The 23,766-nt window shown below is 71.4% G+C and carries 27 protein-coding genes; 20 read left to right on the top strand and 7 right to left on the bottom strand.

Going from position 1 to position 23,766, the window contains the following annotated elements:
- Positions 1-56: 56 nt before the first annotated feature.
- From AB0C25_RS28675 to AB0C25_RS28710, 8 genes are all read left to right on the top strand, one after another.
- Complete coding sequence (locus AB0C25_RS28675) at positions 57-1,283, top strand: LCP family protein (RefSeq protein WP_357377209.1); 1,227 nt, start codon at positions 57-59, stop codon at positions 1,281-1,283.
- A 326-nt stretch (positions 1,284-1,609) separates the two neighbouring features.
- Entirely contained in the window at positions 1,610-2,728 is a 1,119-nt protein-coding gene (locus AB0C25_RS28680; protein WP_357377210.1) for an LCP family protein, read from the top strand.
- A gap of 183 nt (positions 2,729-2,911) precedes the next feature.
- On the top strand, positions 2,912-3,874 hold the full coding sequence (locus AB0C25_RS28685; RefSeq protein ID WP_357377211.1) for an LCP family protein: 963 nt from the start codon (positions 2,912-2,914) through the stop codon (positions 3,872-3,874).
- A gap of 58 nt (positions 3,875-3,932) precedes the next feature.
- Positions 3,933-4,268 carry a rhodanese-like domain-containing protein gene (locus AB0C25_RS28690; protein ID WP_357242780.1) on the top strand — a complete coding sequence of 112 codons (336 nt, stop codon included), beginning with the start codon at positions 3,933-3,935 and terminating at the stop codon, positions 4,266-4,268.
- A gap of 10 nt (positions 4,269-4,278) precedes the next feature.
- Positions 4,279-5,067, top strand: coding sequence for a glycerophosphodiester phosphodiesterase family protein (locus tag AB0C25_RS28695; RefSeq protein ID WP_357377212.1), 789 nt, complete (start codon positions 4,279-4,281; stop codon positions 5,065-5,067).
- A 45-nt stretch (positions 5,068-5,112) separates the two neighbouring features.
- Positions 5,113-6,567: a PAS domain-containing sensor histidine kinase gene (locus AB0C25_RS28700; RefSeq protein WP_357377213.1), complete on the top strand. Its 1,455-nt coding sequence runs from the start codon at positions 5,113-5,115 to the stop codon at positions 6,565-6,567.
- 27 nt (positions 6,568-6,594) lie between these two features.
- Positions 6,595-7,050, top strand: a complete 456-nt coding sequence (locus AB0C25_RS28705) for an ATP-binding protein (RefSeq protein WP_357377214.1) — start codon at positions 6,595-6,597, stop codon at positions 7,048-7,050.
- Positions 7,051-7,109: 59 nt separating this feature from the next.
- Entirely contained in the window at positions 7,110-7,997 is an 888-nt protein-coding gene (locus AB0C25_RS28710; protein ID WP_357377215.1) for a DUF5926 family protein, read from the top strand.
- 40 nt (positions 7,998-8,037) lie between these two features.
- On the opposite strand, the gene AB0C25_RS28715 is transcribed toward AB0C25_RS28710, so the two are convergent.
- Positions 8,038-9,243 (bottom strand): arginine deiminase, encoded by a 1,206-nt coding sequence (locus tag AB0C25_RS28715; protein ID WP_357242792.1) that lies wholly within the window; start codon positions 9,241-9,243, stop codon positions 8,038-8,040.
- Positions 9,244-9,406: 163 nt separating this feature from the next.
- Between AB0C25_RS28715 and AB0C25_RS28720 the strand changes: the two genes are divergently transcribed.
- From AB0C25_RS28720 to pheA, 5 genes are all read left to right on the top strand, one after another.
- A complete protein-coding gene (locus AB0C25_RS28720; protein WP_357242795.1) occupies positions 9,407-10,144 on the top strand; it encodes a hypothetical protein in 738 nt (245 codons plus the stop codon).
- A 168-nt stretch (positions 10,145-10,312) separates the two neighbouring features.
- A complete protein-coding gene (locus tag AB0C25_RS28725) occupies positions 10,313-10,771 on the top strand; it encodes a hypothetical protein (RefSeq protein ID WP_357377216.1) in 459 nt (152 codons plus the stop codon).
- A 65-nt stretch (positions 10,772-10,836) separates the two neighbouring features.
- Positions 10,837-11,226 carry an ACT domain-containing protein gene (locus tag AB0C25_RS28730; RefSeq protein ID WP_357377217.1) on the top strand — a complete coding sequence of 130 codons (390 nt, stop codon included), beginning with the start codon at positions 10,837-10,839 and terminating at the stop codon, positions 11,224-11,226.
- Positions 11,227-11,434: 208 nt separating this feature from the next.
- Complete coding sequence (locus AB0C25_RS28735) at positions 11,435-11,938, top strand: hypothetical protein (protein WP_357377267.1); 504 nt, start codon at positions 11,435-11,437, stop codon at positions 11,936-11,938.
- Positions 11,939-11,948: 10 nt separating this feature from the next.
- Positions 11,949-12,905: a prephenate dehydratase gene (gene pheA, locus AB0C25_RS28740; RefSeq protein WP_357377218.1), complete on the top strand. Its 957-nt coding sequence runs from the start codon at positions 11,949-11,951 to the stop codon at positions 12,903-12,905.
- 61 nt (positions 12,906-12,966) lie between these two features.
- On the opposite strand, the gene AB0C25_RS28745 is transcribed toward pheA, so the two are convergent.
- From AB0C25_RS28745 to AB0C25_RS28755, 3 genes are all read right to left on the bottom strand, one after another.
- Entirely contained in the window at positions 12,967-13,689 is a 723-nt protein-coding gene (locus AB0C25_RS28745; protein ID WP_357377219.1) for an AIM24 family protein, read from the bottom strand.
- A 103-nt stretch (positions 13,690-13,792) separates the two neighbouring features.
- Entirely contained in the window at positions 13,793-14,140 is a 348-nt protein-coding gene (locus AB0C25_RS28750) for a metallopeptidase family protein (protein WP_357244045.1), read from the bottom strand.
- Positions 14,141-14,307: 167 nt separating this feature from the next.
- Complete coding sequence (locus AB0C25_RS28755; protein WP_110564777.1) at positions 14,308-14,739, bottom strand: OsmC family protein; 432 nt, start codon at positions 14,737-14,739, stop codon at positions 14,308-14,310.
- Positions 14,740-14,869: 130 nt separating this feature from the next.
- On the opposite strand from AB0C25_RS28755, the gene AB0C25_RS28760 reads away from it, so the two are divergent.
- From AB0C25_RS28760 to AB0C25_RS28770, 3 genes are all read left to right on the top strand, one after another.
- On the top strand, positions 14,870-15,610 hold the full coding sequence (locus AB0C25_RS28760) for a hypothetical protein (RefSeq protein WP_357377220.1): 741 nt from the start codon (positions 14,870-14,872) through the stop codon (positions 15,608-15,610).
- Positions 15,611-15,774: 164 nt separating this feature from the next.
- Positions 15,775-16,596: an HAD family hydrolase gene (locus AB0C25_RS28765; RefSeq protein ID WP_357377221.1), complete on the top strand. Its 822-nt coding sequence runs from the start codon at positions 15,775-15,777 to the stop codon at positions 16,594-16,596.
- Positions 16,596-17,408 carry an HAD family hydrolase gene (locus tag AB0C25_RS28770; protein WP_357377222.1) on the top strand — a complete coding sequence of 271 codons (813 nt, stop codon included), beginning with the start codon at positions 16,596-16,598 and terminating at the stop codon, positions 17,406-17,408. Before AB0C25_RS28765 ends, AB0C25_RS28770 begins: the two co-directional genes overlap by 1 nt.
- 5 nt (positions 17,409-17,413) lie before the next feature.
- On the opposite strand, the gene AB0C25_RS28775 is transcribed toward AB0C25_RS28770, so the two are convergent.
- Positions 17,414-18,016 carry a bacterial proteasome activator family protein gene (locus tag AB0C25_RS28775; RefSeq protein ID WP_357377223.1) on the bottom strand — a complete coding sequence of 201 codons (603 nt, stop codon included), beginning with the start codon at positions 18,014-18,016 and terminating at the stop codon, positions 17,414-17,416.
- A gap of 83 nt (positions 18,017-18,099) precedes the next feature.
- Between AB0C25_RS28775 and AB0C25_RS28780 the strand changes: the two genes are divergently transcribed.
- Positions 18,100-18,897 carry an alpha/beta hydrolase gene (locus tag AB0C25_RS28780; RefSeq protein WP_357377224.1) on the top strand — a complete coding sequence of 266 codons (798 nt, stop codon included), beginning with the start codon at positions 18,100-18,102 and terminating at the stop codon, positions 18,895-18,897.
- Positions 18,898-18,977: 80 nt separating this feature from the next.
- Positions 18,978-20,165, top strand: a complete 1,188-nt coding sequence (locus AB0C25_RS28785) for an ABC transporter substrate-binding protein (protein ID WP_357377225.1) — start codon at positions 18,978-18,980, stop codon at positions 20,163-20,165.
- A 67-nt stretch (positions 20,166-20,232) separates the two neighbouring features.
- Here the strand turns inward: AB0C25_RS28785 and ddaH are convergent, their stop codons facing one another.
- The gene (ddaH, locus tag AB0C25_RS28790) at positions 20,233-21,066 is read right to left on the bottom strand and encodes a dimethylargininase (protein ID WP_357377226.1); all 834 of its coding nucleotides are present in this window, start codon (positions 21,064-21,066) and stop codon (positions 20,233-20,235) included.
- Positions 21,067-21,125: 59 nt separating this feature from the next.
- Here ddaH and AB0C25_RS28795 point away from each other — a divergent pair, with 59 nt between their 5' ends.
- The gene (locus AB0C25_RS28795) at positions 21,126-21,590 is read left to right on the top strand and encodes an Lrp/AsnC family transcriptional regulator (RefSeq protein WP_357377227.1); all 465 of its coding nucleotides are present in this window, start codon (positions 21,126-21,128) and stop codon (positions 21,588-21,590) included.
- A 25-nt stretch (positions 21,591-21,615) separates the two neighbouring features.
- Positions 21,616-22,617 (top strand): zinc-binding dehydrogenase, encoded by a 1,002-nt coding sequence (locus AB0C25_RS28800; protein WP_357377228.1) that lies wholly within the window; start codon positions 21,616-21,618, stop codon positions 22,615-22,617.
- Here AB0C25_RS28800 and AB0C25_RS28805 read toward each other — a convergent pair.
- Entirely contained in the window at positions 22,614-23,720 is a 1,107-nt protein-coding gene (locus tag AB0C25_RS28805) for a hypothetical protein (protein ID WP_357377229.1), read from the bottom strand. The two genes, AB0C25_RS28800 and AB0C25_RS28805, sit on opposite strands and share 4 nt — an antisense overlap.
- Positions 23,721-23,766 lie beyond the last annotated feature (46 nt).

Here is a 23,766-nt window from a genome sequence, read left to right on the forward strand (position 1 = left end):
GGTCTCTGAGTGTCGGCTGAAGGCGGCGGTGGCTTGCGCTACGTACCCTGAGTGACATGTCTGCGACCTCGTCAGCCGGCGTCCCGCACCCGCACCTGCACCGCAGCGCCGGGCGCGCGTCGGTCCCCGGCCCCGACCGGGGCGCCTCCGGGCGCGCCCGTCCGACCGAGGCGCGCTTCTACCCGCCGTACGACGAGGAGCAGCCCAGGCCCGGCGGCCCGGCGGGGCCACGGGGACCCGGCGGGCCGGGCGGCCCCGGCGGGTCGGGGCGGCGTGGGCCGCGCCCCCGGTGGGGTCGGATCGCCCTCGTGTCCGGGGTCGCGGTGCTGGTGCTGGCGCTGCTCGGCAGCGTGGGCGCCTGGTTGTACGCCCGCAACCTCGACAACGACCTGGCCCGCACGGACCCGTTCGCGGAGATCACCGGTGGCCGTCCGGCCAAGACGGTGGATGGCGCGCTGAACATCCTGCTGGTCGGCAGCGACTCACGGGACCCGGACGCGCCGGTCGACAGCAAGAGCCAGTGGCGCGCCGACACGGTCATCGTGATGCACATCCCGGCCGACCACCAGGAGGCGTACCTGGTCTCCATCCCGCGTGACCTCTACGTGCCGATTCCGGAGAGCGCCGGTGCGGCCTGCGACTCGGGGCAGCGCGCGAAGATCAACGCTGCGTTCGCGTTCGGCGGGCTGCCGCTGGCGGTTCGCACGGTGGAGTGCTTCACCGACGTCCGGATCGACCACGTGATGGCGATCGACTTCGGCGGGTTCAAGGAGGTCACCGATGCCCTGGGCGGGGTGGATCTGAAGGTGGAGCGGACCATCACCTCGATCCACAAGCCGTACCGGACGTTCACCAAGGGCACCAACCACATGGACGGCGCGGAGGCGCTGGACTGGATCCGCCAGCGCAAGCAGTTCCCGGACGGGGACTTCGCCCGGATGCGGCACCAGCAGGAGTTCCTCCGCGCACTGATGGACAAGGCGGCGAGCACCGGCACGCTGGCGAACCCGGGGAAGCTCAACAACTTCCTCAAGTCGGTGACCGCGGCCGTAACCGTCGACCAGGATTTCTCGGTTACTGATATGGCGTTGCAGTTCCGCAACCTGCGCGGCCAGAACCTCACCTTCGTGACCAGCCCGAACTCGGGCAGCGACACGATCAACGGCGAGTCGGTGGTGGTCTCGGACCGGGAGAAGGCACTCGCGATGTACCAGGCCATGACTGCGGACACGATGGCGGAGTGGGTCAAGGCCAACCCGCCGAAGGGCAAGGACGGCGGCTGACCGCACCCGGTCGGCCGGTGGTACGCCGGGCCGACGGTCACCCACCGATCGGGTCATCGAGGCGCACCGATCGACCTGATTCGTGTGAATCGGCGTCGGGATTGACCCAGGATGAACTCGCCAAGACGATTTGATGTACGTACAGTGGTGCCGCCCCCTCCTGATCACGAGCTGGAGCACGCATGCCGGTTCAGGCCAGTCGCCGCCCTCCTACCCCCGGGTCCGCCGCCCCCAGCGGCCGCGTCTCTGCGGCCATACCGGCGCAGGCACACCCCTCGCGTGGTGGGCCGGGCGGTCGCCCGCCCGGCAGCGGCGACGGTGGCCGGGTGGGTGGCGGAGGGTCGGCGAGCAAGCGGACCAAGCGCAAGGACCCGCTGTGGGCCCGGCTGACCGTGGTGTTCGGGGCGGTGCTGATGCTGAGCAGCGGCGTGGGCATCGTCGGCGGCAAGGTGCTGATCGGCCAGGCCACCGGTGACATCGCGCAACGCAACCTGCTCGGCGACGCGAGCAAGTCCGACGCCGAGGGCGGGGCCAGCCTGGACGGCCCGATCGACATGCTGCTGCTCGGTGTGGACGCCCGGGAGCGCTGGGCCGCCGACAACGTCCGCTCGGACAGCATCATCATCCTGCACATCCCGGCCACGCACGATCAGGCGTACCTGATCTCCATCCCGCGGGACACCGAGGCGCAGATTCCGGCGTTCCCGAAGAGTCGTTACGCCGGCGGCACCGAGAAGATCAATGCCGCGTTCGAGGTCGGCGCCCGCAACGGCGGCGGCTGGGAGGGCGGCGCCCAGTTGATGGCCCAGACGATCAAGGGTCTCACCGGCATCAGCTTCGACGGTGCGGCGATCATCAACTTCGGCGGCTTCAAGAACGTCATCGACACCCTCGGCACCGTGCGGATCTGTGTGAGTCACGAGGTCAAGTCGAAGCACATGTCGATCGTCGACGGTAAGCCGATGTGGAACGCCGACGCCAAGAAGACCGGCAAGCCCCGCACCGTCGTGGTGCACAAGAAGGGCTGCCAGCAGATGGAGGGCTGGGCGGCGCTGGACTACTCCCGGCAGCGCTACGGGTTGCCCGGTGGCGACTACGACCGGCAGCAGAACCAGCAGCAGCTGATCAAGGCGATGGCGAAGAAGGCCACCGATGGCGGGATGTTGACCAACCCGACCAAGCTCCAGCAGCTGATCAAGGCGGCCGGCAAGGCGTTCGTGCTGGACACCGGCGGCGCGTCGATCGAGAACTTCATCTTCACCATGCGCGGGGTGACCGCGAACGAGCTGACCATGCTCAAGACCAACAACGGCACGTACAACGGCGCCGGCAACGGCACCGAGGCGTTGAACGACGTGACGAAGGAAATGTTCCGGGCGGTCAAGCAGGACAAGCTCGCCGAGTTCGTCTTCAACCACCCCGAGGTGATCTCCACCCGCAAGTGAGGGACGCTTGCCGAAAGTCCCGGAAAGCCGGCGACCATCCGGTCACCGCCCGTAGCCTGACGTGAGCAGGTTTCACGTATCGGCTGCGGGGAGGCGGTCACGTCCAGGTGGGGACGGAACGTGGCGGGCCGGGCCGGAGCGGCCCCGCCCAGCCGAGCACGCCGCGCCCGAGGGTCGCGGATCATGCTGGGCATCGGCCTGGCCCTCGTCCTGCTGGCCGGGCTCGCCGTGGTCGGGCTCAAGACGCTCACCAACCGGTACGACCGCACGGTGACCAAGGAACAGTTGCTCGACCCCGACGCCCGCACCGACCGCACCGACCTGGACGGGCCGCTCAACTATCTCCTGGTCGGCTCCGACCGCCGACCCGGCGGCAGCGGACCGGACCAACGCTCCGACACCATCCTCATCGTGCACGTGCCGGCCGGCCAGCGGGAGGCGTACCTGGTCTCCGTCCCGCGTGACCTACTGGTCGCCATCCCGCCCGCGAACGGCTTCGGCGGCGGTCAAGACAAGATCAATTCGGCGTACGAGCACGGCGGTGGCGGGCAGGCCGGCACCCAACTGCTCTCCGCCACCCTCAACCGGCTCACCGGAATCCGGTTCGACGGCGCCGCGCTCATCGACTTCTCCGGCTTCCGGAAGGTCATCGACCTCCTCGGCGGGGTGCAGATGTGCGTGGACACCGAGGTCCGATCCATCCACACCAACCGCGTCTTCCCCGTGGGCTGCCAACAGATGGACGGAGCGCAGGCCCTGGACTACGTCCGGCAGCGCTACGACCTGCCCGGGGGCGACTACGACCGGCAGCACCACCAGCAGCAACTGCTCCGGGCGATGCTGGACAGCGCCGGCAGGGCCGATCTGCGGAGCAACCCGGTCAAGTTGGACCAGGTGCTCCGGGCGGTGGGCGGCTCGTTGACCGTCGACACGAACGGCGTACCCCTGGCGGACCTCCTCCTCGCGCTCCGCGCGCTGCCGCCCGACGGGATGCGCGGCGTCCAGGTGCCGTCGTCCCCACAAACAATCGACGAGGTCTCGTACGTGGTGCTGGACAACGGGGGCAACGGGCTGTTCGAGGCTGTTCGCGGCCGCCAGATGCCGTCCTGGGCGCAGGCCAACCCGCGCTGGGTGACCCGGTTGTGACGGTGCCGACGGCCAGGTCGGTGCGGAACCGGTCGACGAGGATCTAGTGTTGCTTCCTGTGTTCGGACCCCAGGTTCCCACCGTGCCCGTGACCGAGATCGCCGACGACACCTACCTGCTGGATGTGCGGGAGGCCGACGAATGGGCGGCCGGCCATGCGCCCACCGCCCACCACCTGCCGATGATGGAACTGCCGGCCCGGCTGGCCGAGGTGCCCACCGACCGGGAGGTGGCAGTCATCTGCCGCTCCGGGGGGCGTTCCGCCCAGGTCGTCGCCTACCTGGCCAACAACGGCTGGGAGCAGGTGCGTAACGCCGACGGCGGAATGCGCCAGTGGGCTGCCGTCGGCCGCCCGGTGGTCGACGCGAACGGGCAGCCCGGCCAGGTCATCTGAGGCGGCCGCGATGGGTGGTCCACTTGTCTTCGCGCACCGCGGTGCCTCGTACGACCTGCCCGAGCACACCCTCGCCGCGTACCTGCGGGCTCTCGACGAGGGCGCCGACGGCCTGGAGTGCGACGTCCGGCTGACCCGGGACGGGCACCTGGTCTGCGTGCACGACCGACGGCTCGACCGCACCAGCAACGGTCGCGGTCTGGTCAGCGCGCGCACCCTCGCCGAGCTGGAGGCGCTGGACTTCGGCTCGTGGCATCCGGGCAGCGCGCCGGACGGGGACGTACCGCCGGACGACTCGCACACCCGGCTGCTGACCCTGACCCGGCTGCTGGACGCGGTGCTCGCCGCCGGGCGGCCGGTCCGGTTGCTGGTGGAGACGAAGCACCCGTCCCGCTACGGCTCGAACGTGGAGCGGCGACTGATCACCCTGCTGCGCCGGTACGGGCTGGCCGACCCGGCACCGGACGACCCGGTGCAGGTCACCGTCATGTCGTTCTCGCCGCTGGCGGTCCGCCGGGTGCACGAACTCGCTCCGAAGCTGCCCACGGTGCTGCTGCTCGAGGTGTTGCCACGCTGGCCGCGGTTGGGTCGGCTGCCGTTCGGCACCCGGATCGCGGGGCCGGGCATCGGCCTGGTCCGGGCCCGCCCGCAGCTGCTGCCGGCACTGCGCACGGCCGGCAACCAGGTGTACGTCTGGACGGTCAACGATCCGACCGACCTCGAGTTGGTGCTGGCGGCCGGCGCGGACGGGATCATCACCGACCGGCCTGGGTACGCCCTCGCCCGACTGAACCGCTGACCTGGCCGAGGTGCCAAATCCCGGTCGGCGGGGCAGACTCGGCACATGCCGGAGCGTATCGATTTCCCCGCTCTCCTCACCGGTCACACGATCATCATCGAGATGATCAACTCCGGGGAGGCGGGCCTTCCGGTCCTCACCCAACTGCTCCGGGTGGCCCAGCCGGCCCTCGGTGCGACCGGGATGGCCTTCGTCGAGTTCGGTCCGACAGGTGGTCGGGTGATCGCCGCGACCGGCGCGGCGGCATGGGCGCTCGGCCGTCCGCTGGCGGTCGACGACCCGGACACGGTCTGCCTGCTCAACGGGCCACGGGTACGCAACGTGCTGGTGGACCACCTGAACGGCAAGTTGGCCGGGGAACTGGCCGGCAGTGACCTGCGCTGGATGGTGGTCTCGCGCGCCGAGATCGGCGGCCACACCGTCGGCAGCCTGCACGCGCTCTACCTCGGCGACGACGAGCCGGACGCCGAGCGGCAGGGGGTGGTCGCCTACCTCGCGTCCTGCGTCGCCCACATGTACGGCGACCAGAGCGGCCTGCCGGTGCACGGTGACGGGCCGGTGGTGGCGGCCCTCGCCGACGGGCTGGCCGTGGTCGACCGGGACGGGCACGTCCGACTCTGGAACCCGGCCGCCGCCCAGGTCACCGGTCGCCCGGTCGAGCAGGCGCTGAGCCGTCCACTGCCGTTTCCGCTGCCGCCCTCCGGTCAGGTCCGGGACCACCGGATGCCGGACGGCCGCTGGCTGCGGATCACCTCCGGCGAGTTGCCCGGTCCGGGCGCGCTGCGGGTGGTCACCTTCCGCGACATCACCGACCAGCAGCGCCGCGACCATGACCGGGAGCTGTTCGTCGCGGTGACCAGCCACGAACTCCGTACCCCGGTCACCGTGATCAAGGGGTACGCGGACACCCTCACCGACCACTGGGACTCGCTGACCGAGGTCGACCGGCGGCAGGCGGCCCGGGTGATCGGGCAACGCGCCAACGAGCTGGCCCGGTTGGTCGACCGTCTCCTCAGCTCGGCGGCCGAGGCCGGGCCGGGCGACGATCCGCCCACCCCGTTCGACCTCGGCGAGGCGCTGCGCTCCGCCGTCCTGGACCTGCCGACGGACCTGCGTCGCCGGTTGGTGCTCCGCCTCCCGGCCGACCTGCCCAAGGCGCTCGGCCACCGGCCCAGCCTGGCCACCGTGCTGACCGAGCTGACGACCAACGCCGGCAAGTACTCCCCACCGGAGTCGCCGATCGAGATCGCCGCCGCAGTGGACGGTCAACTGGTGGCGTTCCGGGTCAGTGACCGGGGCATCGGCATCCGACCGGAGCACGTGGAGCGGGCGTTCGACAGGTTCTGGCAGGGCGAGTCCGGCGACCGGCGCGGCTACCCGGGGGCCGGGCTCGGCCTCTATCTCGTCCGCCGGATCGTTGAACAACAGAATGGATGGGTATCCCTACGTCCGAGGACCGACGGCGGTACGGTCGCAGAGGTGCGGCTACCGCGCGGTTGACCCAGGTGGCGCGACGTGGAGGCGACGGTGGCAACGGCAGCGGCGGCGAGGGATCAGGCGTGGTGCGTGGTGGTGCCCCACCACCCGGCCGGGGCACGGCTGGCCCGGCACCGGCTCGCCGGTGAGCTGGCGGGCGTCGTACCCCCGATGCTCCTCGCGGACCTGATCGCGGTGCTCGCGGAACTGGTGGGCAACGCGGTGCGGCACGCCAGGCCACTGCCCGGCGGAGTGGTCCGCGTGGCCTGGCGGTTGCGGCCCTCGACCCAGGGTCCACTGATCCAGCTCGGAGTCACCGACGGCGGCGCGAACACCGCGCCACGGATCCGGACGGCCAGCGCGGACGCGGCGGACGGGCGGGGGCTGCACATCGTGGCCGGTCTGGCCACCCGCTGGGGTGTCGAGCAGGACGGCATGGGCCAGCGCGTCTGGGCGGAGTTCGCGCCCGCGCCGGCACCCCGATCCGACCTGGTGCCGGCGGGCTGAGCCGGGCTCGGGCGGGTCCGGCCCACGGTGGGCCGGCCGGGGCTCTAGGCTGTGACGCCGTGAGCAAGCGTCGAAAGAGCCAGCGCACCACCACCGACACCGCCCCCCGCCGCGACAAGGTACGCGACGTCTTCGTGCCGCGTCCGTTCGACGGGCTGGTCGACGAGGCCGAATGGATTGCGCTGCGCGAGTTGGTGCCCGCCGCCTCCGCGCCGCTGCGGCTGGCACCCGCCCTGGTCGAGGAGTTCGGGGACCGGTCGGCGACGCTGGCCACGGTGCTGCCGATGGCCGCTCCGGCGATCACCAAGCCGGACGGTCGGGTGCTCATCGGCCTCCAACGCCACCAGCAGTCCGGTGACGTCTCCCGGGATCTGGCCGAGGCACTGCTCTGCGCGCTGCGGACCGAACCGGGTGGCCAGGTGGCCGTGCCGCCGCTGCCCGGCCCCGGACCTCGTCTGCAGGACATCCTCGTGGACGGGCCACTGGACATCACCATGCACGAGGGCTTCGAGTTCTGGCTCGACCCCGGTGCCGCCGACGATCCGACCGTCCAGGCGTCACTGGAACGGGCGAACGCGGCCATCTACCCGACGGTGCGGCTGACCGCGGCGAAGGCCGCGTACTGGTGTCAGGTCCCGGAGAAGGCACACGTGCGTTGGGTGCTGCCGGACGACGAGGACGCCGCCCTGGACGCTCTGGCCCGCCTCGGTGCGGCCGGCTCGCTGACGCTCGGCGAGCAGACCAAGTTCGCCGGCATGTTCCGCGCGCACGGTCGGCTGGTGCCGGTCTGGGACCTGCCGGAGGCCGCTCCGGCGGCCGACTGGGAGGAGCCGGTGGCGCAGTTCGCCAAGCGGTACGCCGAGGCGCTGACCGCCACCGATCCGCTCGACGCCGCCGGCCGGCGCTCCCGCCAGGGGCTGCTCGGCCGGCAGCTCACCCTGCGCTGAGCTGCGTTTGGGCGCCTTCTCCCGGAGAGGGCGCCCATTCTCACAACGGATCGCGGGTGATCGGGCAGGACATGCAGCGCGGCCCACCCCGGCCGGAGCCCAACTCGGAGCCGGCGATCGGGATCACCTCGATGCCGGCGCGCTCCAACTGGGCGTTGGTCTCGGTGTTGCGCTCGTAACCGACGCAGAGCCGGGGTGCCAACGCGAGGGTGTTGTTGCCGTCGTCCCACTGTTCGCGTTCCGCGGTCACCGGGTCCAGTCCGGTGTCGATGACCCGCAGCAGGTCGAGGTCCATCGCGTCGGCGGCCGCCCGCAGGAAGGGCGCGGGACCGTCCACCCGCGGGTCCTCGCCGTCCGCGCCGGCGATCACCGTGTACGCGGACAGCGTGCTCGCGATGTTGGGATACATCAGTACGGCGTCCACGTCGACCATCGTGCAGACCGTGTCGAGGTGCATGGTGGCGCGCTTCTGGGCGATCGGCACCACCAGCATGGTGTGCGCCAGGCCGGCGGCGAAGACCTGCCGGCCGAGTCGTTCGGCACCGGCCGGTGTGGTCCGCTCACCCACCCCGACCGCCAGCACCCCGGGCGCGAGCAGCAGCACGTCCCCGCCCTCCAGGTGCTCCAGGTTCGGGCGGTAGACGAACTCGGTGCCGGCGAAGCGTGGGTGGTGGCGGTAGATGGCGTCGGTCAGGGTGGTCTCGCGGCTGCGGGCCGGCATGGCCAGGCTGGTGACACCGACCCGGTCGCCGATCCACAGCGACGAGTCGCGGGTGAACAGCAGGTTCGGCAACGGGTCGATGACGAAGTCGTGTCGGTCCATCAGTGTGTAGACCAGCCCGCCCGGCCGCTCCGAGCTGATCCGCAGCTCCTCGTGGGCCAACCCGGCGGTGAGCACGTCGGCCAGGGCGGCCGGGTCGAGGTAGGCGAGGTGGTCGGCGACGCGGGCCCGCAGGGTGTCGCCGAGCCGCCGGGAGCGCAGCACCTGCTCGGTCAACTCGGCCCGGGCGTCCGCGACGGCAAGCGTCTCGGTCAGCAGGGTGGCCAGGTAGAGCACCTCGACTCCACGGTCGCGCAGGGCGGCGGCGAACGCGTCGTGCTCCTCCTGGGCTCGTCCGACCCAGGGGATCGCGTCGAACAGGAGTGAGTCGTTGTTGCGTGGGGTGAGCCGGGCCAGTTCGGGGCCGGGCCGGTGCAGCAGTACAGTGCCGAGCCGGCCGACTTCACTGTCGACGTAGTGGGTCACTCCCGCAGCGTAGGGCAGGGTTTGGCGGCATCCGAGAAAAGAACTGTGGATGAATATGGCATTCATCCGTAGTCACTCCGGCGCTCCGGCTTGCCGAACACCGGTAGTGGCAACGTAGGGTAGTGAGGACATAACTTCGAGGGACCTTTTGCCGGAGGTCGCGATGACTGTCTTTCCCGCACGACGAGCCGTACCGTCCGCTCGGGCACTGCCGCCCGTCGCGGTGCCACACCCCCGCGTCGAGTCGCCCGGGGTTCTCGAACCGGTCCGTCCGACACCGCTCGAATGGGCGCGCCGACGTCGCGCCGAGCGGGGTGCGCGCCGCCTGGAGGCGGCCGGAGCGCGGGCACTGGGTCAACTCGACCACCTCGGGCCTGCCTGGCACGTCATCGAGTGGCCGCGCACCGACGTCACCGACGTCCTCGACCGCGGTCAGGACGAACGCGCCGGGTTCCTCGCCATCGGGCCGAGCGGCCTGTTCGCCGTGACCATCGCCGACCACGGCCGGGCCAGGGTGCTCGTCGCCGGGGACGTCGTGCAGATCAACGGCAAGCGTCCGCCGTACGTGGCGGAGTCCCGCCGGGACGCCAAGCGGGCCAGTAAGGCCCTCTCCGACGCGGTGGGGCTGCCCGTCCCGGTCACGCCGGTGCTGACCTTCGTCGGCTCCGGCGTGATCAGTGTCTACGGCCTTCCGAAGGACTGTCTGATGGCCACCCACCGAGAGCTGGACCGGCTCCTCGTGGCCGGTGGCAGCCGGATCAGCCCGGCCACCGCCGAAAAGCTTTCCCGGGTCGCACAGCACCCCGGCACCTGGCTGAACGGCACGTACCGTCCACCAGCCGACTACCGGTGGTACGACGAGGGCCGAACGGCCGCTGACAAGCCGGCCCGCCGCCGGTAACGTCACCGACGACGCCACGCGGCTCCGGCCCCCCTTCGACCTCACCGGTTTCCGCGCCGTCACCGACCGCCCCGGTTCACGCTGCGCGGCTCGGTGACCCGGTGCGCTCGGTGATTCCGTCGGCGACCCGCTAGCGTGGACAGTCGATCGGTGCACATAGGAGGCGCGGTGGCCCACGTCGAACTTTCGCTCTCAGAAGCGTTCGTGCCGGCGGCGCGGGCCTTGACAGAGCCGGAGTCCGGCAACGTCGGCCAGTGGTCCTCGACGGTCTCCCGGGCCGACGAGCCGTGCCTGCTGATCGACGCCGACACCCTGGTGGTGGCGATCTCCACCGCCGGCTGCGAGCTGCTCTGCCTGGGCGAGCCGGACGGCCTGATCGGGCGACCGCTGCTCGACGGCGGGCTGCGCCTCCTCGACTTCACCGCCAACCGGGGCGAGCTGACCGAGGCCGAGATCGACAAGATCCCGCCGTTGCTGGCGCTGTCCTCCGGTCGACTCGCCCGCGGGTTACTCCGGGTGCAGGCCGCCTCGGCGAACAGCTCCGACGCGACAGTCGACGCGATCTCCACCCCGGTGCTCACCGACGGGGCCGTGGCCGGCTCGCTCACCTTCTTCTCCGAGGTCTGACCAGCGACAAAGCGCACACGGCGTTGCTGGCTCAACCGTGCGCGAGTAGGCCGTAAGGTGCCCTCATGCTCGATATCGCCGTGCTGCCAGGGGAATACGCGGTGTGCCGGCTGACCGCCGGCACCGCCCTGCCGTACGCGTTGTCGAGCGGGCTGGGCGGCACCGACGTGGTCACGGTGAGCTGGACCTCCGACGGGATCTCGGTGATCTGCCCAGCAGATCGGGTGCCGGCGCAGGCCGTGATGGAAACCGTCTGGCGCTGCCTACGGGTCACCGCCCCGGTGCAGTTGGCAAGCACCGGCAGCCTGGCCGCGCTCGTCGACCCGCTCGCCGAGGCACGGGTCAGCGTGCTCACCTTCTCCACCTTCGACACCGACTATCTGCTGGTGCCGACCGTCCGGCTGACCGAGGGCACGGCCGCCCTCCAGCGCGCCGGGCACCGCGTCACCGGCTGACCTTCACCCGATCAGTCACTGACCCTACGATGAGGCTCGGCCACCCCGGCCGCGACGAATTCTCCGATGTCCCGAGGATCGGCCCGTGCCGTTCGCCCCGCTCCGCCCTCCGTCTCCCCCACCACGGGCGACGTCCCACCTCCCACCGGCGCCTCGCGACCGGGCGTCCGATCACGCCCCCGCGCGGCCCACGGTCCAGGTCCGACCGATCGCGCTCGCGGTGCTCGCCGTCGCGGTGCTCGCCGGCTGTGGCGCCCCACCCGGGTTGTCCGAGCCGACGGCCGCGCCCACCCGCACCGCAGCCCCGACGGCATCCGGCCCGAGCACCCCACCCACCACCCCGCCGGCCAGCGCACCGCCACCCGGCGTGGTCACGCCCACTCCGGACGCCGGTCTGGTCGCGACGGCCTGCCGGAACGGCCCGACCGGTCAGCGGGTGGTGCAACTGCTGCGGGGCCGGGCCGGAGTGCTTCCGGCCAACGTCCGGGTCCAGGTCCGCACCGGGCCGCTCTGCGCCGGCGAGTGGCAGTACACCGTCCTGGAGGTGACCGGACACGAGGAACTCCAGGTGGTCACCCGCGGCCAGGCCACCGCGCCGACCCTCGTCACCGCCGGCACCGACGTCTGCACCATCGAGGTACGCGCCACCGGCCCGGTCGGAATCCGAGCCCTCGCCTGCGACGCCGGTCCAGCCGTGCGGCCGAGTGCGTAGGCTGACCGACATGCCGGGAACACCGCCGACACGCTTCGTCTACCTCGGGCCGGAGGGCACCTTCGCCGAGCAGGCTCTGCGCACACTCCCCGCCGCCGAGCGCGGCACCCGTACTCCTGCCCGCAGCGTCGGGGAGGCGCTGGACAGCGTCCGGATCGGCGACGCCGACGCGGCGCTGGTGCCGCTGGAAAACTCGATCGGCGGCGCGGTGGGCGTCACCCTGGACGAGATGGCCGAGGGCGAGCCGTTGGTGATCACCCGCGAGGTGATCCTGCCGGTGGAGTTCGTGCTCGGTGCTCGGCCCGACACTCCGCTGACCTCGATCCGCTCCGTGGCAGCCCATCCGCAGGCCTCCACCCAGTGCCGGGGCTGGCTGCGCGATCACCTGCCGGACGCCGTGGTGATCGACGTGCTCTCCAACGGTGCCGCCGCGGCGGGCGCCGGTGCCGGCGAGTACGACGCGGCCATCTGCGCGCCGATCGGGGCGGCTCGGCACCGGCTCGCGACACTCGCCGACAAGATCGCCGATCACCCGGACGCGGTGACCCGGTTCGCGCTGGTGTCCCGTCCCGGTCCACCCCCGCCGTCGACCGGCGACGACCTCACCTCGCTCGCCGTCTACATCGCCCACGACCGGGTCGGCGCGCTGTTGTCCGTGCTGATGGAGTTGGCCGTCCGGGGCATCAACCTGACCCGGATCGAGTCGCGCCCCACCGGCGAGGCGCTCGGCCGGTACGTCTTCTTCCTGGACTGCACCGGGCACGTGGCCGACGTACGACTGGGCGAGGCGTTGCAGGGGCTGCGCCGGGTCTGCGCGGACGTTCGCTTCCTGGGCTCGTACCCCCGGCACCGGTGGGCCGAGGCAGCGGGCGATCGGCCGGTGCCCGCGCCGGCGGGCCTCTCCGACTTCGACTACGTCGACGCGGCGGCCTGGCTGGCCCGACTGCGCACGGGCGAGCTGACCTGACCGGTGCGGGCGCCCTCCACGTGGGGGCCGCCCGCACCGAAGTGGTCAGCTCAGCAGGTGGTCAGCTCAGCAGACCGCCGAGCAGACCGCCCTCCTGCTGCTGCTGGCCGCTGCCCATGATCGGCGGCTCCTCGGACGGCTGCACCACCACGAAGCCCTGGCCGGCGAAGCTCATCGTGAACGACTCGCCGGTGCGTCGGCCCAGCAGCGTGCCGAGGCCCAACTGCTCGGCACGGTGGTAGCCGGTCTGGAGGTTTGCCGACCAGCAGACCGCGGCCTGCGGGTCGACGTACGTGGGGGCGTCCACGTTGAGCACGACCGGGGTGCCCTTGGTGGTGATGGCGATCCGTCCGTGGCCGCTGAACACACAGTTGAACAGCCCGGACGACGAGGCCATCCCGGCGCCGCCGACCATCCTGATGTCGTACTGGAGGGTCGAGTCGAAGGCGAGCACGCTGGAGCCGTTGATGGAGAGGGCGTCGCCCGGCTCCAGGTCGATGATGTGCACGTCCTTGGCGAGTTCGGCGAGGAAGACGTCACCGTGGCCGGAGACCTTCATCAGCGGGACGCCCTCGCCGGTGAGCTTCTGCTTGAGGAACTTGCCGAGCCCGCCCGAGCCCAGCGCCTGGAACTGCACGTTGCCCTGGTAGGCGACCATCGACCCGACCCGGGCCATCGCCTCGCCGTTGAGTTCGATCTTCAACATCTTGGAGTTCTGCAGCCGCATGCCGGGCTGCGCGGACTCCTTCTCCAGGTTCTCGGCGGAGAACAGCTCACTGCGCATGAAAGGGTGCCTCCTGACAGGGTTGCGTTCGCTGCACCGAAGGTAGGCGACCAGGGCAACCACGGGCCATCGGCCAAGCGGCGACGCGCCGCCGCCGGCGGGCTCAGCCCCAGCCCAGCGCGTGCAGCCGTTCGTCGTCGATGCCGAAGTGGTGGGCGATCTCGTGCACGACGGTCACCGCGACCTCGTCGACGACGTCGTCGTCGTTGTCGCAGATCCGCAGGATCGGGCGCCGGTAGATGAAGATCCGGTCCGGCAACACCCCGGAGTAGTCCCAGCCGCGGCTGGTGAGGGCGTGGCCCTCGTAGAGGCCGAGCAGGTCCGCCTCGCCCTGCGGCGGGTCGTCCTCGACGAGGATGACCACGTTGCTCATCAGGCCGAGCAGTTCCTCGGGCACCTCGTCGAGGGCGTCGCCAACCAGCTCCTCGAAGCGCTCACGGGTCATCTCCACCGGCACGTCACCCATTCTGCCCGATGCCGGACCCGGCTGGTCCCTCGTGACGTACCGCTGGCCGGCCCCGCAGGCTCACGGAGAGAGCACACCACCCAGCGGTGGGCGGATGCTCTGTCCGTGAACGAGCGGTTGTGGGTCGACCGGGCTGTTCGTGGGTCGACCGCTCAGGAGGCCAGGCGCGCGCTGAGGGTGATCTCGGCACCCGGCGAGAGCAGGCGGGAGATCGGGCAGTTGGCCTTGGCGGCCTCGGCGAGCTTCTGGAACTCCGCGTCGTCGATGCCCGGGACCTGGCCGACGGTCTCCAGGTCGATCCGGGTAACGGTCATGCCGGCGTCGGTCTTGTCCAGGTGGACCTTGGCGGTGGTCTCGACCGACGTGGCCGTCGAGCCGGCGTCGGCGAGCGCCTTCGAGAACGCCATCGAGAAGCAGCCGGCGTGCGCAGCGGCGATCAGCTCCTCGGGGTTGGTGCCCTCGCCCTCCTCGAAGCGCGACTTGAAGGAGTAGTTGCCGGACAGGCCGCCCTTACCGGTGCGGACGGTGCCGGCACCCTCGGTGAGATTGCCCTGCCATTGTGCTGAAGCGGTACGGATAGGCATGAGGAGAACGCTAGCGGAAAGGTGACCGCCGAGCGACCGACCGGCACGGACGCCTACTGTGCGATCCCGGTCACCACGGGCTGGCTGTGTCATGATGCGACCAGGTCCGTGACCGGCGGAAGGATGGCCGATGCCCGACGAGCTTCCGATCCCGCGGCAGGGCGACCGGTCCGACGGGCCGGCCGTGATCGAGTGGGGTGCCGTCGACCCGGCTCCACGACGCCGGTTCGGCCTGTCCCTGGGCGGCCTCGCGCAGGATCCTCGGCTGCCCCTGCTGCTCGCCGCTCTGGGCGCGGTGGCCGGGGTCGCCTCGCTTGTCGGCGAGTGGCTGGTGATGAGCCTGCCGAACAGCGGGCCGGACGGTGAGAGCACGATCGAGGTGCCGGTCGGGGTGTCCGAGGTCGGTGGCTTCGGCGTCGGCTACCTGGTCGGGCTCCTCGGTCTCGTCTGCACCGTGGCGCTGGCCCTGCGGGGCACGGCGGCCGTGCGGCCGAACGCCCGGCTCGCCGGTCTCACCCTCGCCGGTGCCCTGCTGGCGCTGCTGGTCGCCGCCGCGGCCACCCTCGACAACCCCGCTCAGCGCAGCTTCTTCTACGCGCCGCAGGATGGATTCCGGGCCGAGTACGGCCGCGGTGTGGTGATGGCGTTCGCCGCGTGCGTGCTGTTCGCGGTTGCCCTCCGACTGGCGCCGGCCGCATCCCCTGGCGCGTTGGCCGGGCCACCGGACGAGGACCGGCCCGCCGACGCGCCGGCATCGCGACCCTGGCGCCGCCGCCGCACCCCCGACCCGGCCGAGTACGGCCCACCCGCCCCGGCCGACCTGACAGTCACCCCGGCCGCCCCCTTCGCCCATCCCGACGCCCAGCCCTGACCCCCGCCCCCAGCGGAGGGCGGGGGCGGTTGTTCGCGTTCGATTCGCCTGGAAGCCAGAGATGCGGCCCGTTCCGCGAGGTACGGTTGCTGCCCGCCACGACGCCAGGGTCTCCTCACCAGAAGGGGACGGCAGGCGCGACGGCGGTGGGCGAAGGAGGAACGATGACCCGCCCGGGACTACCCAAGCTGATCGCGACCGACCTCGACGGGACGCTGGTCCGCAGCGATGACACCGTCTCCGCGTACACCCATGGGGTGCTCGACCGGGTGCGGGCCGCCGGAATTCCGGTGGTCGGCGCGACCGGTCGCGGCCCTCGGCTGGCCGAGTTGACCCGCAACGACATCCGGGCCGCCGACTTCCTGGTGATGGCCGGCGGCGGTCGGGTGGTCGACCAGAGCGACCCGGCCGGCCCCGTGGTGCTCCGCGACGAGCGGCTGCCCGCCGAGGTGCTGGCCCGGCTGCTCGCCGACCTGGAGGCCGAGGTCGGCCCGCTGACGGTGATGGTCGAGGCGTCCGACGAGCACGACGCCCCGCTGTGGGGCGACTATCACGAGAGCTGGCCCTACCAGGACCGGTTCGAGGCCCGCACTCGCGACGAGTGCCTCGCCTGCGACGTGATCAAGGCGTTCGCCCGGACCGCCGACCACCACGTGGACGAACTGCTGGCGGTGGCCCGGCGGATCATCTCGCCGCAGGTGGCCACGCTCACCCAGGCCGGGCTCGGCTTCATCGAGATCTGCCCGCCGGGCGTGGACAAGGCGACCGGGCTGACGGTGGTGGCACAGAGTCTCGGGGTGGACCCGGCCGACGTCCTGGTCTTCGGTGACATGCCCAACGACCTGCCGATGTTCGAGTGGGCCGGTTGGTCCCGGGTGGCGGTGGCCAACGCCCACCCCGCCCTGCGCGCCGCCGCCGACGAGGTGACCCTGCGCAATGACGACGACGGGGTGGCGGTGTATCTGGACCGGCTACTGTCCCGGTAATGGGAGACACACCCCGCCTCATCGCCACCGACATCGACGGCACGCTGATCCGCGACGACCACACCGTCAGCCCACGCACCGCCGACCTGCTCGCGCGGATCTCCACGCGGGGCACGCCTGTCGTCCTGGTCACCGGACGTCCGGTCCGCTGGCTCAAGATGGTGTACGACCAGCTCGCCCGACCGCTGCCGGCGGTCTGCGCCAACGGCGCGGTGGTCTACGACCCGTTCGAGGACGAGGTGGTGCGGGCTGACCCGCTCGCCCCGCACCACCTGGCCGAGGTGGCCCGCAGGCTACGGGCCGAGGTGCCCGGGATCAGCTTCGCCGTGGAGATCCTGGACAGCCGGGAGATGCGGCACGAGGCGCACTACCCGCTGCGCTGGGACGCCGACGCCAACGGCATCCGGCCGATCGAGACGCCGGAGGAGTTGCTCTCGGTCCCGGCGGTGAAGCTCCTCGCCCGAGCCGGCGAGCAGGACCCGGATGCCTTCGCCGAGCTGATCGCCACGGCGGTGGCGGGGTTGGCCGAGGCCACCCACTCGTCGTCCTCCGGGCTGGTGGAGATCTCGGCGGCCGGGGTGACCAAGGCGGCCGGGCTCGCCTGGTACTGCGACCAGCTCGGGGTGGCCGCGGCGGACGTGCTGGCCTTCGGCGACATGCCCAACGACGTGCCGATGCTGACCTGGGCCGGGCGTGGTGTGGCGGTGGCCAACGCGCACCGCGCCGTCCTGGCGGTCGCCGACGACGTGACGACGGCGAACACCGAGGACGGCGTGGCGGCGTACCTGGAGAAGATCTTCGGGGTGGACTGAGCCGGTCAGAGGTACTGGCCGGTGTTGTGGCCCTCGCCGCCGCCCGGCTGGCCGATGCCCGACATCCCGGGGACGATTCCGCCGGGACCGCTGGGCAGCGCCTGCCGGCCGCCGCGCATCTGCTCCAGTTGGACCCGGGCGGCCATCTGCTGGGCCACCAGGGCCGCCTGGATGCCGTGGAACAGGCCCTCCAGCCAACCGACGAGCTGGGCGTGCGCGATCCGCAACTCGCCCTCGCTGGGGGCCTTGTCCTCGGCGAAGGGCAGCGAGATGCGCTCCAACTCGTCGCGCAGCTCGGGGGCGAGGCCCTCCTTGAGCTCGACGATCGACCGCTCGTGGATCTCCCGCATCCGGTTGCGGCTGGCGTCGTCGAGAGGTGCGGCTTTCACCTCCTCCAGCAACTGCTTGATCATGCTGCCGATCCGCATCACCTTGGCCGGCTGTTCGACCAGGCGGGTCGGGTCCTCACCCTGGCCCTCGTCGGTCTGCATCGTCCCGATCGGCCGGCCGTCCGGACCGACCACCACGACAGTGCCGGAGTGGCCGGAGTCGTCGGTGCCCGGCTCGTCGTCGTGTCCCGCTGAGCGCGCTTCGGTCATGGGGTCCATCTTTACCCAGCGGACGGGACCCATGGCATCCGGGACCGACTACCGGGCCCGAACCACCCGCGCGAGCGCGCTACCGTCGCGCCATGCCTGCCGACCCGCGCGCCGTGTTGACCCGGCCCGCACCGGAGCCCGACCGGACCGTGGCGTACGGCGACCACCCGGACCAGGTGGCCGACCTGCGGTTCCCGGCGGGAGCTGTCGCGGCGGCACCGCTTGTCGTCGTCCTGCACGGCGGTTTCTGGCGGGACGAGTACGACCGGCGGCACACCGATCCGCTGGCTGCCGCACTCGCCGCGGGTGGCTACCCGGTGGCGCAGCTGGAGTACCGGCGGACGGGGCAGCCGGGGGGTGGTTGGCCGGGCACGTTCACCGACGTGCTGACCGGGGTGGCCGAGCTGCCCCTACTGGCCGCCGAGGCGTTGCCCGGCCGGGTGAGTGGGGACGCGCCGATTCTGGTCGGGCACTCCGCCGGCGGCCACCTGGCGCTGTACGTGGCGGCCACCGCCACGGCGACGGTGGGTGGGGTGCTCGCCCTGGCCCCGGTGGCCGACCTGGTCGAGGCGTACCGGCGGGACCTGGACGCGGGCGCGGTGGCCGTGTTGCTCGGCGGTGGCCCGACCGAGGTTCCGGACCGGTACGCGGTGACGGATCCACGAATGTTGGTACCCACGCGAACACGCACAGTAGTTCTGCACGGCTCTGAGGATCAGCAGGTTCCGGTGGAGGTGAGCCGGGGATTCGTGGCGGCAGCAACCGCCGCAGGATCCGATATCTCCCTTCTGGAACTGCCCGGATGCGAGCATTTCGGTCTGATCGACCCGGAGTCCGCCGCGTGGCCTCAGGTCCTTGATTCGTTGCGGTCCCTGCACGTTGATCACTAGCCATTGACGCAGCGTCGCGGACCAGGTAGAACGCCGGAGGGGCGGAGTTCAGCCCTGCAACGCTCCTTGGAAGGAACTCGGTGTCACAGATGAATCGCAGGCGCGCGCTCCAACTGTTGGCCGCGCTCGGTACCACCGGGTTCGTCGCGGGGTGTGGCTCCGACACAGACGCCCAGCCGACCGTCAACCGCGGCCCGATCAAGATCGGACTGATCACGCCCCAGGCCGGCGGCCTCAAGAGCATCGGCGATGACATCACCAACGGCTTCCAGCTCTTCCTCGACCTGCACGACAAGCGGCTGGGCGGCCACCCGGTGGAGCTGCTGACCGCCGACGAGGGCGACACCGCGAAGACCGGCAAGGCCGCCGTCGACGGGCTGCTCAAGCAGGGCGTGCTGGCGCTCACCGGCGTGGTCAACTCGGCGGTGATGGTCGGCATCCGCGACACCGTCGAGCAGGCCAAGGTCCCGCTGATCGGCTCCAACGCCTCGCCGAGCAGCCTGCAGAGCGTCTTCTACATCTGGCGGACGTCGTACGTGCTGGACGAGGCCGGCAAGGCGCTGGGCCGCTACCTGCGTGAACAGCTCCCGACCAACGGTCGCGTCGCGATCATCATGCCGGAGAACGTCGGCAGCCCGGACGTGGTGCGTGGCTTCCGGCAGGAGTTCGGCCTCACCGACCCGCGCATCAGCGACCCGGTCACCTACACCAGCGCCAACCCCAACCCCGGCAAGACCACCTACACCGCAGACATCACCAGGGCGCTGGCCAAGGAGCCCTCGGCGGTCTTCTGCTTCTTCGCCGGCGCGGCCGCGGTGGAGTTCATCAAGCAGTTGCGGGAGAAGTTCCGTGGGCCGGTCTACGCGCCCGGCTTCCTCACCGAGGGCAACGTGCTGGAAAGCCTCAAGGACAACGCGCTGGGCATCCAGACCGCGCTGAACTACTCGGCCGACCTGAACAACACGTCGAACCGGGTCTTCGCCTCGGCATACCGCAAGAAGTACCAGGTCACCCCCACCACGTACGCGATGGCGTCGTACGACGCGGCGCAGGTGCTCGACCAGGCGATCCAGCTGACCGGCGGGGCACCCAACCCGCAGCAGGTCAACCTGGCGCTCGGCCGGATCGGCCAGATCGACAGCCCGCGCGGCATCTGGCAGTTCAACCAGCCGCGCACCCCCCAGCAGAAGTGGTACCTGCGGGAGGTGCAGCGCGACGGCCAGGTCATGTCGAACGTGCTGATCAACGAGCTGGCGACGCTGGGCTGAACGCCCACCCGCGGCACGACTCGGGGCCGGTCTCCCACTGGGAGGCCGGCCCCGGACCATTCACGGATCAGTGCCGCAGCTCGGCGATGCAGCACTTCACGCTGCCGCCGCCCTTCTTCAGCTCGGCCAGCTCGACGGGGACCGGGGTGTAACCGGCTGCCTTCAACTTGCCGGCCAACCGGGTGGCCTCGCTGTTGAGCACCACGTTCGCCCCGTCGCTGACCAGGTTCAGCCCGAAGGCCAGAGCGTCCTCGTCGTCGGCGATCACCGCCTCCGGAAAGAGCTGGGTGAGCACCCGCTGGCTGGCCGCCGAGAACGCGCCGGGGAAGTAGACGACGTTCGAGTCGTCGATGGCCGCCAGCGCCACGTCCAGGTGGTAGAAGCGGGGGTCGACCAGCCGCAGCGACACCACCGGGCGGCCCAGCGCCTCCTGCGCCTCGGCGTGCGCCGGCAGTTCGGTGCGGAAGCCGTGCCCGGCCAGGATCAGGCCGCCGTGCGCCTCCGGCACGTACGCGAAGTCACCCTCGCCCTCGTTGGTCTCGCTCGGCGCGACGAACCGCCAGCCCTGCGACTCGTAGAAGGCGTGGTGAACCGCGGCCTCGGCGGCCCGCTGCTCGTGCTTGAACCGGGCGCCGTAAACGCCGCCGTCCACCACGAAGGCGCCGTTGGCGGCGTAGACCATGTCCGGCAGGCCCTGCTCCGGCGTCAGCAGGTGCACCTCGTGGCCGAGGCTGACAAGCGTCTCGCGCAGCCGGTCCCACTGTTTGACGGCCAGGTCCCGGTCGACCGGGGTGGTCACGTCCATCCACGGGTTGATCGCGTACTCGACCGCGAACTGCGCGGGCGGGCACATGAGATATGTCCGCTTTCGCGGGACTCGCTGCTGGTTCACGGTCACCAACAGTAGGTACCGTGGAACTTTGGTAACAGCCACAACCGTTGCTTCTCAGAGGCGGAACGTTGCAGATAGACGCGGTAGACCAGCGGATCATTGCGTTACTCGTCGCGGACGCTCGGGCGTCGTACGCCGACATCGGCACCCGCGTTTCACTCTCCGCCCCGGCCGTCAAGCGTCGCGTCGACCGACTACGGGCCACCGGAGTGATCAGGGGATTCACGGCCGTCGTTGACCCGGCCGCCGTCGGCTGGACCACTGAGGCGTTCGTCGAGCTGTTCTGCGCCGGCCGGACCACCCCGGCGCAGATCGGCGTGGCCGCCCGGCGGCACCCGGAGGTGGTCGGCGCGTACACCGTCTCCGGGGAGGCGGACGCGCTCGTGCACCTGCGCGCCGCCGACATCGCCCACCTGGAGGCGGCGCTGGAACGGTTGCGCGCCGAGTCCTTCGTGACCTCGACCCGCAGCACGATCGTGCTGTCCCGCCTGGTCGAGTCCCCCGGCGTCGGCCCGTCCCCCCGCACCGCTTGACCTCAACCCTGGTTGAGGAGGTGGAGTGGTCGGAAGCGTGGGCGTGCCGCCCACCGCAGCCGAGGGGGATGGAATGCGGGCGGTCTGGTTACGTGAGTTCGGTGGACCCGAGGTGCTGGTGCCCGGCCCCGCGACCGACCCGACGCCCGGCCCCGGCCAGGTGCTGATCGACGTCGCGCACGCGAACATCACATTCGTCGAGACGCAACAACGTTCCGGCCGCCCCGGGCCGTTTGCGATCACCCCACCCCTGATTCCCGGCAACGGCGTGGGCGGGGTGATCGCCGCCGTCGGCCCGGACGTCGACCCGGCACTGATCGGGCGGCCGGTGGTCAGCGCCACCGGCGGCTCCGGCGGATACGCCGAACGCGCGGCGGTGGACGCCACCGCGCCGATCGAGGTGCCCGACGGGTTGGCCGTGGACGAGGCGGTGGCACTGCTGGCCGACGGGCGTACCGCCAGCATGCTGATCGAGGCCGTCGGCGTCCGCCCCGGCGACCGCGTGCTGGTGGAAGCCGCCGCAGGTGGCGTCGGCAGCCTGTTGGTGCAGCTCGCCGCCCGGGCCGGCGCCCTGGTGATCGGCGTCGCCGGTGGGCCGCGCAAGGTGGGCCTGCTGCCCGGCCTCGGCGCCGACCATGCCGTCGACTACCTCCAACCCGACTGGGCCGACCGCATCCGGGCCACGACCGGCGGTGTCGACGTGGTGCTCGACGGGGTCGGCGGGGCGGTGGCCCGAGCGTCCTTCGACCTGCTGGACCCCGGCGGCCGCATGACCAGCTACGGCTTGGCGAGCGGGGAGTGGTCCTCGGTGTCGGCGGACGCCGCCACGGCACGGCAGGTCACCCTGGTCCGGCCGAACACGTCGCCCGAGCGGCTGCGGGCGTACACCCGGCAGGTCCTGGCGGACGCCGCGGCCGGCCGCCTACGACCGCTGATCGGCCAGCGGTTCCCACTGGAACGCGCCGCCGACGCGCACGCCGCCATCGAGGCGCGCGCGACGGTCGGCAAGACCCTGCTGGATCTCTAGAGATACATTCCCGTGCGGTGCTCCGACTCGTCGCGCCGAACCGGCTTGTCGCCCTCACCGAAGAACCGCTTGCCGCCGAACTCGCCGTGCAGCCGGTCGTCCAACTCGTCGGCCAGACCGGTCATCACCTGCACCGCCAGCATCAGGTGCGTGGCCTGGAAGTTGCGGCCGAAGACCGGGATGGACGCCCAGACCGTGTCGTCGGCGCAGTAGAGGCGGCCGATCGGCATCCGGTTCGTCAACTCGGAGAGCCTGACGTAGAGCCGCTCGGTCGGCTCCACCTCGGTGAGCACCGGCGAGAACACATCCACCAGCGGCGGATTGTCCCGTACCCGCACGAAGACCATCGCCGAGCCGGCCCGGATGGTGATGTCGCCGTCCGAGTCGACCTGCAACCGGTCCGTGTCCGACTTCAGCATCGTGGAGACCACGGTCCGGACCCGATCGGCCAGGTCGAGCACGTCTTCCCGCTCGATCTGCGCGGAGGCCGCCTCGGCCAGCGCCTCCTCCAGGTCGGCCTCGACGTCGGCGTCCGGGCCGAACTCGCTGCGCGCCGTGCCCAACGGGTCCACGGCCAACGGCTCACCCTCGCCGTCCTGCACCAGGTAGACGAGGAACGCCGGGTGCGGAGCGCCGTAGACGTCCCGCAGCGTCCGGGAGAGCAGCGCGGCGATCCGGGTCGACTCGCTCGTCCGGTCGTCCAACCCGAAGAAGCCGCCGGAGCCGGCGACCACCCCGGGCGGCGACCAGCCGAGCGCGACCATCTCCGCCACCGCACCGCGGTCCAGCCGGTAACCCGCCGGCAGCGTGGCGTTCCCGACCGCCCGCGCGGACAACCCGCCGCCGTCGCGTACGTCCACGCTTACCGAGTAGACGGCGTCCCCGGTGCCGGAGGCGGTCGGGTCCAGGGTCACCTCCAGGTGCGCGCCGACGGGAAGCTCCCGCAGCCGGAGGGCGAGCGCACGGGCGAACTCCTGCCAGGCCTCGGTCACCTTCGCCCGCAGATCGGTCGTGCTGGGTTCGTCGAGCAGGATCGATTCCGCCGGCTCAGTCGTAGCGCCAGATAGGTCATCGAGCGGCGCCGAGGGGTGGTCAGCCGTCATGATCGCCTCCGTCCGTCACGATCACCCTACCCACGCCGCTTGAGTG

Source organism: Micromonospora sp. NPDC048839 (assembly GCF_040649915.1).
In the GTDB taxonomy this organism is placed as follows: domain Bacteria; phylum Actinomycetota; class Actinomycetes; order Mycobacteriales; family Micromonosporaceae; genus Micromonospora.